This is a genomic window from Actinomycetota bacterium, from assembly GCA_035536535.1.
In the GTDB taxonomy this organism is placed as follows: Bacteria; Actinomycetota; JAICYB01; order JAICYB01; family JAICYB01; genus DATLNZ01.
Map to the genome: position 1 here is coordinate 1 of DATLNZ010000128.1, position 13265 is coordinate 13265.

Below are 13265 nucleotides of genomic sequence, written 5' to 3' on the forward strand. Positions count from 1 at the left end.
GGCGAATCGCCGGTGCTCGGCGATGTCGACGACGGACTGGTCCTTGAGCTGAAGACCGGATCGATGTTCAGGGCCAGGCGGGGGGCCGGGACCAGCTTCGTGATCGCTGGGGAGTCCAGGAGCCCGGCGCCTTCGGCCGCCACGGGTCTGGACGGCGCCTTTTGGACCTATGGCCTGCGTGGCAGGCCGACCATGCCGTCGGCGATCGTCCTCGAGGAGCTGATAGACCGGACCGGCGTTTCCAGCGGGACCTTCGACCTCGGGTCGGCGGCCTTCGGCATGACCCGCGTCGCCACTGGGCAGCTGGACGCCTACGTCGACCACGGCCAGCGTCTCATCGACGACCTGCCGCAGACGCGCGAGCTGTTCGAGCGCATCGCCGGAGGCGCGGTCCTCAACAACAGCCCGTACGACGTCGCCGCGGCGCTGCTGATCTGCACAGAGTCCGGCTGCACCGTCACGGACGCGGGAGGACGGCCCCTGGAAGGCCGGGCCCTGGTCGGGTCGGGCCCCGACGAGCAGCTGTCGACCCTCGCCGCCGGCACCCCCGAGTTGCACGCCCAGATCCTCCAGGCGCTGGACCGGGGGATCGACCGGCTGCGCGCGGCGATGCACCAGGGACGGGGATCGGCGCGCCCGATCGGGTAGGGTCGGCTGACCATGGCCCGCAAGTTCACCCGGAAGCGCTGGCGGCGGCCGCAGCGGCTCAGACTCGACGAGACGCCGGTCGTTCGCAGAAAGGACATGGCCGTACTCACGATCCTGCCCATAGGCCCTCAGGAGGCCTGGCCCGAAAACCGGCGCAGGATCATCGGACTGCTGGTGCTGTTCCTAGCCGTCTGTGCCCTGGAGGGCGCGGCTGTGGCGGCGACGCCGCTCGCCTGGTGGACGGGTCTGTTCCCGCCGGTCTTTGGATTGCTCTACCTCGCGGGGGGCGCGCGGTGGGGCGACGCCTGGATCCAGCGGGCCCTCGGCGCCGCCGGCCACGACTCGCCGCAGCTGCTGGGGCAGATCAAGGCGCTGGCGGCGAGGATCTCGATGGACGTTCCCGATCTCCTGGTGGCGCCCGGAGAGACCCCCAACGCATTCGGATTCGGCCTGCGGCGCAAGTGGATCGTGACCACCGCGGGCGCTTCCTCGCTCGGTCTCCTGGAGGCCGAGGCGATGCTCGCCCACGAGATCGTCCACCTTCGCGACGGAGACGCCACCGTCAGCTCCGTCTATGTCCTTCTCGCCGGAGCGGCAGACGTCGTGGTCAAGGCGATGGGAGCCCCGGCCGGTGTGGTGGCCCTCCTGTCGATTCCCGTCTGGCCGGCCTGCCTTGTGGTGAGGGTCCTGGGTGCACGGGCTTTTCCGCGCGACCGGGAGCATCGGGCCGATGTCGCCGCGGCGCTTCTCACCCGCTACCCGCCGGCGGTGGGCAAGCTTCTGTCCGGCGTTCCCCGTGAGCAGGCCGGCTCGCCCCTCGGCGCAACCGACAGGTTCTGGCTGGCTCCTCGCGCTGCGGGGCCCGGCATGACGGTCGACGAGCGCACCGCCGCGATCGGCGAGATGTAGGACCGTCACTCAGCGGCCCCCTTGGGGCCTGTCGTGGCCGGGCGCCCGATACGATGGGTCCCACGGCGGCTGAGGAGGACGGATGGAACGGGGCACGGTCAGGGTCAAGCGCGGTCTGGCGGAGATGCTCAAGGGCGGCGTCATCATGGACGTCACCGACTCCGAGCAGGCCAAGATCGCCGAGAACGCAGGCGCCGTCTCGGTCATGGCGCTGGAGCGGGTGCCCGCCGACATCCGCGCCGAGGGCGGAGTGGCGCGCATGGCCGACGTCCGCAAGATCGAGGAGATCATGTCCGCCGTCTCGATCCCGGTAATGGCCAAGGCCCGCATCGGGCACTTCGTGGAGGCCCAGGTCCTGGAGTCGGTGGGCGTCGATTTCATCGACGAGTCGGAGGTCCTGACACCGGCCGACGAGGAGCACCACATCGACAAGTGGGCGTTCACCGTTCCGTTCGTGTGCGGCTGCCGGAACCTCGGCGAGGCGCTGCGGCGCATCGGGGAAGGAGCGGCCATGATCCGGACAAAGGGCGAAGCTGGGACCGGTGACGTGGTGGAGGCGGTTCGCCACATGCGCACGGTGTCGTCCGGCATCCGCAGGTTGTCGGGGCTGCGTCCGGAGGAGCTCGCGGCGGAAGCCAAGGAGCTACAGGCGCCTCTGGACGTCGTCACCGAGGTCTCCCGGACTGGCGCCCTTCCCGTCGTCAACTTCGCGGCAGGGGGCATCGCGACCCCGGCCGACGCGGCGCTGATGATGCAGCTGGGGTGTGACGGCGTGTTCGTCGGAAGCGGCATCTTCAAGAGCGAGGACCCCTCGGCGCGCGCCCACGCGATCGTCATGGCCGTGTCGCAGTTCGAGGATCCCGAGGCGGTGGCCCGCGCCAGCAGGGGGCTGGGCGAGGCCATGCGCGGCGAGGAGGTCTCCAAGCTGGGACAGCGGCTGGCCGACCGCGGCTGGTGAGGCGGTGAAGGCCGGCGTCCTCGCCCTGCAGGGCGACGTCCGTGAACACCTCGACATCATCGGGCGGGGCGGCTGCGCGGCGGTCCCCGTTCGCAACGCCTCGGACCTGCAGGCCATCGACGCGCTGATTCTTCCGGGCGGGGAGTCCACCACTATCGGCAGCCTCCTCGAGCGCCACGAGATGCTCGACCCCCTGCGCAAGCGCATCGAGTCGGGAATGCCCGCCTTCGGCACCTGCGCCGGAGCGATCCTGCTGGCCCGGGAGGTGCTGGGGGGCGACGTCCCCCGGCCCGGCGGCATGGACCTGGTCGTCCATCGCAATGCCTACGGGCGACAGGTGGACAGCTTCGAAGAGGACGTGGACGTTCGGGGGCTGGGGACGGTCCGCGGCGCATTCATCCGGGCCCCCCGGATCGAGCAGACGGGCGAGTCGGTGGACGTCCTCGCCGAACGCCACGGCCGTGCGGTGGTCGTCCGGGAGGGTCATCTGCTGGCAGCCACCTTCCACCCGGAGATAACCGGCGACGATCGCCTGCACCGCTGGTTTCTGGAAGAGATCTGCGGCCCCGCCGGGCGGGCCTAGAGTTGGCGGACGTAAGGGGGACCTGGGGCGCCCACGCCGGGAGTTTCGCCTCGGAAGCGGCCGACGCCGAGGAACGGCCGCCGATGCGCAGGCTGCTGGAGCTTTGCGGCCCGCCGTCCGGACGAGCCCTGGACGTCGGCTGCGGCGCCGGCTTCACCGGGTTTGCCTTGGCCCGCGCGGGGTGGGACGTGGTCTATCTGGACCCGACCCACGAGATGCTCTTGGAGACGCGGGCGGGACGGCGGGCGCGCAACCTGCCCGGTGAGGAGCGGGTCGTGGAGGCCTGGGCGGAGGCCGGGCCATTCCGCAACGGGTCCTTCCGTCTGGTGGTGTCCCACCGCGCGCCCCACCAGTTCCGCGACGTCGCCGAGTTTTTGGCCGAGGCCCGCAGGCTCACGGCTCCCGGAGGTCTCGTGGGGATAGCCGACCAGTCGCCGATGGACGGCTGGGAGGAATGGCATAACGACCTGGAGCGCCTCCGCGACCCCACCCACGGCAGTGCCCTGAGCCTTTCGCAGTGGAACCAGGCGTTCGAGGAGGCCGGGCTGCAGATCCTCCAGGCCGGGTCCGTGGACCAGCCGCGGGAAGTTGAGTCCTGGATCCATCGGGTCGGCTGCACGGACGAGGTCCGCGATGAGATCCTGCGAACCGTGCGGTCCATGCCGGAGGACCTGGAGTCATGGCACCGGCCCCACACGGACGCCGAGGGGCGCCTGATCGTCCAGGCCCCTCACGCGGTGGTCGTGGCTCGGTCCCCGGGATAGGCTCGACGCATGGCGGGGCACTCGCACTGGGCGGGGATCAAGCGCAAAAAGGCCGTGGTGGACGCGCGGCGCGGGAAGGTGTTCGCCAAACTCATCCGCGGCATCGAGGTGGCGGCCCGCGAAGGGGGGACATCCAACCCCGAAAACAACATGACGCTTGCCGCCGCGATTGAGCGCGCCAAGGAAGCATCCTGCCCGGTGGACACGATCGAGAAGGCGGCCAAGCGCGGCGCCGGTGAGCTCGACGAGGGACTCCGCTACGAGCGGGTCGTCTACGAGGGGTACGCCCCCGGCGGCGTTGCGCTTCTGGTCGAGACGCTGACCGAAAACCGCAACCGGACCGGCTCCGACGTCCGCGCCGTGTTCGCACGCGGTGGCGGCAGCATCGGCGAGCCCGGGTCGGTCGCCTGGATGTTCGAGCGCAAGGGCGTGGTCCTCGTCAGGGGCGACGCCGCGGAGGACGACGTCCTCACGGCCGCTGCCGAAGGGGGGGCCGAGGACGCGCACCGCTCCGGCGATGCCTGGGAGATTGTCTGTGAGCTGAAGGACTTCGGCGCCGTAAGAGATGCCGTCAAGGGGGCCGGGCTCCCGGTCGAGTCCGCGGACCTGGCGATGATTCCGACGACGACGATGGACCTCGACGCCGACGCTGCCCGCAAGGTGCTGCGGCTCGTGGACGTGCTCGAGGACCTGGACGACGTGCAGGTGGTGTCGACGAACTTCAACGTGTCCGACGAGGTCTTCGCGCAGATCTCCTAGAACGTCCAGGCGCCCCGGGCGAACCGCCAGAAGAACACCACCTGAGCGGCTGCCCCAAGTGCACAAAGTCCCCACATCACCGGCTTCTTCGACGTCACCCGTCCGAGGACGAGGAACAGCGGGTAGATCCCCAGCAGGTAGCGGGGCAGGCTCAGCAGCCAAGAGGCCGAAGTGACCAGGATCAGCGCCGCCCAGCCGTACACACGGTCCGCCGGTCGCAGCCGTCTCCATCCCGCGAGCAGGACTGCCGCCCCCGCGGCGAACCCGAGCAGCCTCCCCCAGAAGATGATCGCGTAGTCGCCGCGCAGGTCCGGACCCGTCACGTGGCCCAGGGCCTCACGCAGCGGAACCCACGGCGGAACCAGCCGCTGGGACCAGTGACCTGCCTGGATCTCCAGGAAACGGAAGGGGTCGCCGTACACGACCTGGTTCAAGGCCAGGTAGCCCGCGAATCCGAGCGGGACCACCAAGAGCGTCCACGCCACCCGCCGGCCGAGCTCGCGGCCGTCTCTGTCCCTGAGCCCAGCGACCGCCTCGGCCAGCAGGCCCGGGATTAACGCCGCTCCCGCCACCCGGGTTGCGGTGGCGGCCGCTCCAGCAATTCCGGACCACCCCCAGGCGCCTGTCCGGGCCGCGTAGACCGACGCGAGGACCGCCGTCAGGAACAACGCCTCGGTGTACGGAGCCGCGAGGAAGAGGGCCGTCGGAAAGGCGAAAAGCAGCAGGACGCACCCCCAAGCCTCCCGGTGGCCGGTGTCCAACCGTGCCAGCCGGTACAGAAACCAGCCGGCTCCCACGCTCGCCACGAAGGAGACCGCCAGCGCGGACACCACCAGGTTCGGCACCACGAACGAGACGATCCGGACAAGTAAGGGGTACAGCGGGAAGAACACGATGTACAGGCCGTCCTCGCCCGAGGACTTGTAGCCCACCTCCGCGATGCGCAGGTAATGGTGCGCATCCCATCCAGTCCACATGTCCAGGACCCCCCGGCCGGGGATGCCGGATATAGCCACGGTCCCGACGGACCACAGGACCACGCGGATGGCGGCGGCAAGGGCGGCGATGCGCAAAAGGACCGTGCCAGCCCCGGGCTCGTCCGGTGGGGGCGTCCCTGCCTCCGGACTGCGGGCAGCAGCAGAGCCGGGCTCGTCCTGCTCGTCGACGGGCGGATTGGGTCCGGGCGTCTTCAAGTGGTCCTCAACGGAGCCCGCCAGCGGTGACAATCGACGCAATGGCCGGGCTGCTCGTTCTGATCGCGTGCGTGTGGTGGGGCTTCAGCCTGCTCAGGTTACTGGGGGTCGGACTGAAGCCGGAACTGCGGTGGGCGGTGGCTCCCGTGGCGGGCCTGGCGGCCGGTGTCTGGGTCCTGTACCTGCTGTGCTCGGCGGCCGGGTCCATGTCGTTGGTTCCCTTGGCGGGAGCCGTCGTGCTGTTCGCGCTGACGGCCGCGGCGGCGCGCCTGCGACCGTCGTCCCCGCCCGGCCGACCCGCGCCGTGGTTCGTGCTCACCGCCGTCTGCATCGGCGGGGGACTTCTCGCGCTGAACGTCTACGGCGTGCTGCCGGTGCTGGCGGACGGCAACGTCTGGGCGGCCGAGCACGTGTGGGCCGACACCCCTTTCCACTCCGGGATCATCAACACCTTCGCCCACGGCGGGAACTTTCCCCCTCAGAACACCCTGGCCCTGGGCCACCCCCTCAAGTACCCGTTCCTGGTGGACTTCGCCTCGGCTGTGGTGGTCTGGGGCGGAGGCAGCCTGCGACTGGCGCTGGTGTCGGTCAACCTGCTCGTCGGTGTCGCCTTCTTCTGCGGCCTGGCGGCGCTGACGCACCGCGCCACCGGCTCCCGGCGCGCGGCCGTTCTGGCCTGCCTGCTGTTTTTCTTTCTGGGGAACCTGGGCTGGCTGTCGATCCCGGGTGACGTGGCCCGGGCCGGGGGGCTCCTGGACTGGCTCGGGGACCTCCCCTGGAGCTATACCGGCGACTCCCTGGGGAACAAAGGCCGCGACCGCCTGGGGATCGGGGTCTATCTGGGCAATCCGGTGTTCATGTTCCTTTTGCCGCGCCGCTCGGGCGCGTTCGGACTTGCCACCGGGACCGCCGTCCTGCTGCTCGCCGACGATCTTGTGGACCTCGCGCGACTGGGCAAAGCCGCGCTAATGGGCCTGCTGCTCGGGGTCCTTCCGCGGATCCACGCGCATACCGCGATGGCGATGGCCGTCGCGCTGCCGGTGTGGTTCATGCTGTCCCCCTTGCGAGAGCCCGACGGGGTCCCCCGTCGCTGGCTTCGGGCCTGGCGCAGGCTGGCACCCTCGGCAGCGGTCGCCGGGACCGTCGCGCTGGCGGTCGCCCTTCCGCAGGTCCTGGCGATGACGCGCCAGCCAGAGGGCTTTTCGTCCGGCTCCTACGGCTGGATCGGAGAGGCGCAGGAGGCGGGGCTGCGGCTCGTGGGCGGGGAGTGGGGGGCCCTCGCCACGATCGGGCTGTTCTGGCTGCTCAACGGGGGTCTTCTGCTCCTCGCGGCGGTGCCCGGCCTCCTGCTGGGCGGCAGGCGGCTCGCGGTGTTCTACCTGCCGTTCGCGCTGCTATGGCTGCTCGGAAACCGCCTGCGGACCCAGCCGTACGAGTGGGACAACAGCAACCACTTCGTCTGGTGGCAGGTCGGTACCACCGTGGTGGCCGCCGGACTGCTCGCCCGCTGGCTCGACCGCAGCCGGTCCGGCCCCCCGGCCCCGGCCCCAGATCCGCGCACACCAGGTCAAGCCCCGGTCCCCGGCACCGCTGCGCGGCAGCGCGTCTCCCCGGACCCCCGCCCTGCCCGGCTCTGGACGGGCGTCCGGCCCTTTGTCGCGGGATTGGCCATCGCGGGGATCGGACTCGGCGGCGTCCTGTCCTTCACTTACTCCTCGCAGCACAGAATGTTTCTCTGGACGGCCGGCGACATCGAGTTCGCGCGCCGCGTCCGCGCGTCGACCCTTCCGGGCGACGTCGTGCTCACCGCCGCGTACGAGTCCCACTCCCACCCTGTCAACGCGCTTTCCGGACGCCAGATGTACATGGGATGGGGAGGGTGGCTGGAGGCGCACGGTGTGGATTCGCAGGCCTACGTCGAGCGCGTGCTGCGCATGTACTCCGGCGACACCGGCCTCATGCGCCTCCTCGGCGTCGACTACGTGGTCCTCGGCCCCCACGAGCGGGGGCACGTTCAGAGGGCCTACGAAAGCCAGAGACCGGAGCTTCAGGGTCCGGACCCGTCCCCGGGCCTTCTGGCCAACCCCGAGCTGAGGACGGTCCTGCGTGCGGACGTCAACGGCCACGAATGGAGGCTCCTGAGACTGGTGCCCGGGCCCGGGCAGCGTCGTCAGTGACGTGTCACTGTCTCCCGGCCCTCATAGGCTCGGGGTCATGCGTGTCCTCGGCCTCGACCCCGGCCTGACCAGCGCCGGCTACGGCGTGGTCGAGGACGGTCGCGAACTGGCAGCCGTGGCCTTTGGAGCCATCCGGACCCCCCAGGGCCCGGTCCCGGAGCGGCTTCTGTCCCTGCACGCCCGGCTGACCGAGCTGCTGGCGGAGCACAGTCCGGACGCCGTCGCTGTGGAGCGGGTCGTGTTTAACGCCAACGTCCGAACCGCCATGTCGGTCGGGCAGGCGGCCGGCGTCGCATTCCTGGCCGCCGCCCAGCGGGGCTGCGAGATCGCCGAGTACGCCGCCGGCGAGGTGAAGGTGGCCGTGTGTGGCGACGGTTCGGCGGGCAAGCGCCAGGTCCAGGAAATGGTGGCCCGGCTGCTCCGCCTGCAGCAGGCCCCCTCTCCGCCGGACGCCGCGGACGCGCTTGGCCTGGCCATAACCCACCTGCGGACGCGCCGGATGCGGTCGTTGGAGAAGCGGACCGCCCGTGCTTGACCACGTCCGCGGACAGGTCGCGCGGGTGACCGGTGACGCCGCCATCCTGACGGTGGGCGGCATCGGGCTCCGGATCGAGATGCCGACCTCCGATCTCGCCTCGCTGGACGGCGTCGCCACCGTCCACACCGTGCTCATCGTTCGCGACGACAGCGTCCAGCTTTTCGGGTTCGCCACGGAGCGCGGCAGGGAGCTGTTCCGAGCCTTGACGTCGGTCGGCAGCGTGGGGCCGAGGCTCGCGCTGGCCGTGCTTTCGTTCCACCCCGTGACCGCGCTGGAGCGCGTGCTTGCCGCCGGTGACGCCGACGCCATAACGCTGGTGCCGGGGATCGGCCGCAAGACGGCTCAACGGATCGTCCTGGAGTTGCGCGACAAGCTGGGGGTCGTGGACACCCCGGTCACGACCGGACCCATAGCCGACGTACGGGAAGCGCTCAGGGGAATGGGGTTCTCGCCGCAGGAGGTACAGGAGATGGTGTCGGACCTGCCCGCCGATGGCGACGTTGACACGCTCCTGCGCCACGCGCTGAAGGCCGGGGACGCCGCGAGGGCCGAGCGCTGACCGGCGTCCCGCACCCACCGGAGGCCGGACCTTGACCGGGTCAAACGGCAAGCCGCCGGCCAGGTCGCTGCCGCCCGAGCCCCCGCTCGACGACGCCGCGGACGAGGTCATGCCTGACCCGGCTCTGCTCACGCCCGACCCCCTCGAGGGCGAGCTCGAGGTCGACCGGTCGCTGCGGCCCCGGGTCCTGGCCGACTTCGTGGGCCAGACCGACGCCAAAGAGCGGCTGTCGATCGTCCTGGAGGCGGCGCGCGGCAGGGGAGAGCCCTGCCCCCACCTGCTCTTCAGCGGACCCCCGGGCCTGGGCAAGACGTCGCTTGCCCACATCGTGGCCAACGAGATGCAGACCCAGATCCGAGTGACGTCCGGACCGGCCATGGAGCGTCCGGGGGACCTGGTGGCCGTCCTATCCAACCTAGAGTCCGGCGACATCCTTTTCGTGGACGAAATCCACCGCCTGAACAGGGTCGTGGAGGAGGTCCTGTACCCGGCGATGGAGGACGGCGCCGTCGACATCGTCCTGGGCAAGGGGCCTTCCGCGCGCACCCTGCACTACCGCCTGGAACCGTTCACCCTGATCGGAGCCACCACCCGCACCGGGATGATCACCTCCCCCCTGCGCGACCGGTTTGGCTTCTCTTCGCGCCTGGACTACTACACGCCTGAGGAGTTGACGCAGGTGGTGATGCGCTCGGCCGGCCTTCTGGACGTCCTCATCGAACCGGCGGGCGCCCGCGAGATCGCGTCTCGGTCGCGGGGGACCCCTCGAATCGCCAACCGCCTGTTGCACCGTGTCCGGGACTTCGCCCAGGTCAGAGCGGATGGGCACATCTCCGCCGACGTGGCGTCCAGGGCGCTGTCCGTGTTCCACATCGACCCGCTTGGCCTGGACCAGGTGGACCTGGCCATCCTGCGGTCGTTGGTCGAGAAGTACGACGGTGGACCGGTGGGCGTCTCGACCCTGGCCATCGCGGTGGGGGAGCAGCCCGAGACGATAGAGGACGTCCACGAGCCCTACCTCGTCCAGACCGGCTTTCTGGCCCGCACCCCCCGCGGCCGGGTCGCCACCGCCTCCGCGTGGCGGCACCTGGGACTGGAGCCCCCAGAGCGTCCCCAGGGCGACCGCCTGTTCTGAAAACCGGCTGACCCGGGGGGCCCGGGGCGATATCCTTGATGGACCAGACCGAAAGGGACCGCCAGATGGAAACCCGCACGATCGTCTCTCTGACTCCCGCCGCCGCGGCCAAAGTCCGTGAGTTCATCGCCGCCGAGCCGAATGCCGACGACCTCGTGCTTCGCATCGAGGTGCAGCCCGGAGGGTGCGCCGGGTTCCGCTACGGACTGTTCTTCGACGATCAGGTCGCGGAGTCCGACCTCGTCGAGGAGGTCGAAGGCGTGCGCGTGGCCGTGGACCCCATGTCGGCGCCGTACCTGACGGGCGTGGTCGTGGACTGGACGGAGTCCCTCCGGCAGTCCGGCTTCCAGATCAGCAACCCCAACGCCGGCGGCGGCTGCGCCTGCGGCGACTCCTTCCAGTAAGGCCCCCTTGATCGACCAGGGCACCAGGGCTCCGGACATAGACACCCCCTCCACCACGGGGCACTTCCGCCTGGCGGAGGCCCTGGAGCGGGGGCCGGTGGTGCTGTGGTTTTACCCCCTTCCCGACACCCCGGGCTGAACGATCGAGGCCCTCGAGTTCGAGGGATGGCTGGACTCGTTCCAGGAGCTGGGCGTCTCGGTCGTCGGGTGTTCGCCCGACCCCCTTGAGGCCCAGCAGTCGTTCGCCACCCGGCAGACCCTGAGGTTCCCGCTTCTCGCCGATCCTGATGGCAAGATCTGCAGGGCCTACGGCGTGCTGCCGGAGGGAGGGGGGTTCGTCACCCGCGGCACGGTTGTCATCGGAACCGACGGCACCATCACCCTCGCCTACCCGCAGGCCAGGGTCAGGGGGCACGCCGAACAGGTGCTGAACGACCTCCGGACGGAGCTGGCCTGACCGCACCTGCCAGGCACCCGGACTGTGAGCTGTGCCTGGCGCACCGCCTGACTCCGTGGCTCCACGAGGACGAGGACTGCTGGATCGCCGAGTGCTTGATCTGCGCGACCCCCATGGTCGTATGGCGGTCCCACGGCTTCCCGGACCAGGCCACGGAGCAGCGAATGGTGCAGCAGCTCGAGAGGGTCGCCGACGCCGTGTACGGCCAGGGTGGGTGGTGGACCGATGGCAGGATGCGGAACATCCCCGACCACTGGCACCGTCACGCGCGCCCGGCCGGGGGTTTCTTCGGCCCCCGCCGCTGACGACCCTGCGAGCGTCATCGGCCTCCGGTACTCTGTCTTCGCGAGTGATCCGCCGGGGACTTGCGAAACCCCGTGGAGCATGTAAGATCGTAGGTCGCGGGTGGTTCGGCCCCCCGCGGGGACCCTCTCCGGGACCCGATCCTTGAGAACTGCATAGTGCAGGGTGTCTGAGGGCACCCCGTCTGTTCTCTGCCAGTAACCCCGCCGAACCCGGGCACCGAGTCGTGCCGAGAGATCCTCTCGGGGCAGCTCGGAGACGGCCCGGCGACGCGGGGGCCCTATCAAGGGAATCGCTCATTGATTTCCCATGGAGGGTTTGATCCTGGCTCAGGGCGAACGCTGGCGGCACGCTTAAGACATGCAAGTCGAGCGATCGGCCCCGGAGAGCTTGCTCTCTGGGGTACGGAGCGGCGAACGGGTGAGTAACACGTGGGTAACCTACCTCGGAGACCGGAATAACTCCGGGAAACTGGAGCTAATGCCGGATACCCTCTTCGGATCGCATGGTCTGGGGAGGAAAGGATTCCGCTTCGAGAGGGGCCCGCGGCCTATCAGGTAGTTGGTGAGGTAACGGCTCACCAAGCCTACGACGGGTAGCCGGCCTGAGAGGGCGAACGGCCACATCGGGACTGAGATACGGCCCGAACTCCTACGGGAGGCAGCAGTCGGGAATCTTGCGCAATGGGCGAAAGCCTGACGCAGCGATGCCGCGTGAGGGATGAAGGCCTTCGGGTCGTAAACCTCTTTCAGCAGGGACGAAGCCACGGGTTACCGTGGTGACGGTACCTGCAGAAGAAGCCCCGGCTAACTACGTGCCAGCAGCCGCGGTAAGACGTAGGGGGCGAGCGTTGCCCGGATTCACTGGGCGTAAAGCGCGTGTAGGCGGTCTGTTAAGTCGGATGTGAAATCTCCGGGCTCAACCCGGAAACTGCATCCGATACTGGCAGACTTGAGGACGGTAGAGGTCGGTGGAATTCCCGGTGTACCGGTGAAATGGTTAGATATCGGGAGGAACACCAGTGGCGAAGGCGGCCGACTGGGCCGATCCTGACGCTGAGACGCGAAAGCCAGGGGAGCGAACCGGATTAGATACCCGGGTAGTCCTGGCCGTAAACGGTGCGAACTAGGTGTGGGGGGCTTACGCCTTCTGTGCCGAAGCTAACGCATTAAGTTCGCCGCCTGGGGAGTACGGCCGCAAGGCTAAAACTCAAAGGAATTGACGGGGGCCCGCACAAGCGGCGGAGAGCGTTGCTTAATTCGACGCAAAGCGAAGAACCTTACCCAGGCTTGACATGCGAGAAGTAGGTGCCTGAAAGGGTTACCCACCCGTAAAGTCGGGAACTCGTGCAGGTGTTGCATGGCTGTCGTCAGCTCGTGCCGTGAGGTGTTGGGTTAAGTCCCGCAACGAGCGCAACCCTCGTCACATGTTGCCATCAGGTAAAGCTGGGCACTCATGTGAGACTGCCGGGGAAACCCCGGAGGAAGGAGAGGATGACGTCAAGTCAGCATGGCCCTTACGCCTGGGGCTGCAAACGCTCTACAATGCGCGGTACAACGGGCTGCGAACCCGCAAGGGGGAGCGAATCCCAAAAAACCGCGCCCAGTTCGGATCGGGGTCTGCAACTCGACCCCGTGAAGCCGGAGTCGCTAGTAATGGCAGATCAGCATGCTGCCGTGAATGCGTTCCCGGGCCTTGTACACACCGCCCGTCACACCCCGAAAGCAGGCAACAGGTGAAGCCGGTGGCCCAACCGCAAGGAGGGAGCCGTCGAGCCTGGGGTTCGTGATTGGGGTGAAGTCGTAACAAGGTAGCCGTACCGGAAGGTGCGGCTGGATCACCTCCTTTCTAACGGAGCAATCCGCTCGGCTCTCGATG

15 protein-coding genes and 1 rRNA gene are annotated in these 13265 nt (G+C 69.2%); 15 read left to right on the forward strand and 1 reads right to left on the reverse strand.

Going from position 1 to position 13265, the window contains the following annotated elements; translation table 11 throughout:
- From VNE62_08545 to VNE62_08570, 6 genes are all read left to right on the forward strand, one after another.
- On the forward strand, positions 1–648 hold a 648-nt coding region (locus VNE62_08545; protein HVE92333.1), incomplete at its 5' end, for an inositol monophosphatase family protein.
- 12 nt (positions 649–660) lie between these two features.
- A complete protein-coding gene (locus VNE62_08550) occupies positions 661–1557 on the forward strand; it encodes a M48 family metalloprotease (protein ID HVE92334.1) in 897 nt (298 codons plus the stop codon).
- An 82-nt stretch (positions 1558–1639) separates the two neighbouring features.
- Positions 1640–2515: a pyridoxal 5'-phosphate synthase lyase subunit PdxS gene (pdxS, locus tag VNE62_08555; GenBank protein HVE92335.1), complete on the forward strand. Its 876-nt coding sequence runs from the start codon at positions 1640–1642 to the stop codon at positions 2513–2515.
- Positions 2516–2519: 4 nt separating this feature from the next.
- The gene (gene pdxT, locus VNE62_08560) at positions 2520–3098 is read left to right on the forward strand and encodes a pyridoxal 5'-phosphate synthase glutaminase subunit PdxT (protein HVE92336.1); all 579 of its coding nucleotides are present in this window, start codon (positions 2520–2522) and stop codon (positions 3096–3098) included.
- Between the two features lie 83 nt (positions 3099–3181).
- The gene (locus VNE62_08565) at positions 3182–3862 is read left to right on the forward strand and encodes a class I SAM-dependent methyltransferase (protein ID HVE92337.1); all 681 of its coding nucleotides are present in this window, start codon (positions 3182–3184) and stop codon (positions 3860–3862) included.
- A gap of 9 nt (positions 3863–3871) precedes the next feature.
- Entirely contained in the window at positions 3872–4621 is a 750-nt protein-coding gene (locus tag VNE62_08570; GenBank protein ID HVE92338.1) for a YebC/PmpR family DNA-binding transcriptional regulator, read from the forward strand.
- Here the strand turns inward: VNE62_08570 and VNE62_08575 are convergent.
- Positions 4618–5814, reverse strand: coding sequence for a mannosyltransferase family protein (locus VNE62_08575; GenBank protein ID HVE92339.1), 1197 nt, complete (start codon positions 5812–5814; stop codon positions 4618–4620). The two genes, VNE62_08570 and VNE62_08575, sit on opposite strands and share 4 nt — an antisense overlap.
- Positions 5815–5840: 26 nt before the next feature.
- On the opposite strand from VNE62_08575, the gene VNE62_08580 reads away from it, so the two are divergent.
- The 9 genes from VNE62_08580 to VNE62_08620 all read left to right on the forward strand — a co-directional run bounded on the left by VNE62_08580 (position 5841) and on the right by VNE62_08620 (position 13235).
- Positions 5841–7991, forward strand: a complete 2151-nt coding sequence (locus VNE62_08580) for a hypothetical protein (protein ID HVE92340.1) — start codon at positions 5841–5843, stop codon at positions 7989–7991.
- Between the two features lie 37 nt (positions 7992–8028).
- Positions 8029–8526, forward strand: coding sequence for a crossover junction endodeoxyribonuclease RuvC (gene ruvC / locus VNE62_08585; GenBank protein ID HVE92341.1), 498 nt, complete (start codon positions 8029–8031; stop codon positions 8524–8526).
- The gene (gene ruvA, locus VNE62_08590; protein ID HVE92342.1) at positions 8519–9088 is read left to right on the forward strand and encodes a Holliday junction branch migration protein RuvA; all 570 of its coding nucleotides are present in this window, start codon (positions 8519–8521) and stop codon (positions 9086–9088) included. Before ruvC ends, ruvA begins: the two co-directional genes overlap by 8 nt.
- 109 nt (positions 9089–9197) lie before the next feature.
- Positions 9198–10223 (forward strand): Holliday junction branch migration DNA helicase RuvB, encoded by a 1026-nt coding sequence (gene ruvB / locus VNE62_08595; protein ID HVE92343.1) that lies wholly within the window; start codon positions 9198–9200, stop codon positions 10221–10223.
- 38 nt (positions 10224–10261) lie between these two features.
- On the forward strand, positions 10262–10627 hold the full coding sequence (locus VNE62_08600) for an iron-sulfur cluster assembly accessory protein (GenBank protein ID HVE92344.1): 366 nt from the start codon (positions 10262–10264) through the stop codon (positions 10625–10627).
- Between the two features lie 7 nt (positions 10628–10634).
- The gene (locus VNE62_08605; GenBank protein HVE92345.1) at positions 10635–10766 is read left to right on the forward strand and encodes a hypothetical protein; all 132 of its coding nucleotides are present in this window, start codon (positions 10635–10637) and stop codon (positions 10764–10766) included.
- Positions 10767–10769: 3 nt separating this feature from the next.
- Positions 10770–11084 (forward strand): peroxiredoxin, encoded by a 315-nt coding sequence (locus tag VNE62_08610; protein HVE92346.1) that lies wholly within the window; start codon positions 10770–10772, stop codon positions 11082–11084.
- Between the two features lie 95 nt (positions 11085–11179).
- A complete protein-coding gene (locus tag VNE62_08615) occupies positions 11180–11389 on the forward strand; it encodes a hypothetical protein (protein HVE92347.1) in 210 nt (69 codons plus the stop codon).
- Positions 11390–11693: 304 nt separating this feature from the next.
- Positions 11694–13235 (forward strand): 16S ribosomal RNA (locus VNE62_08620).
- The last annotated feature ends 30 nt before the right edge of the window (positions 13236–13265 follow it).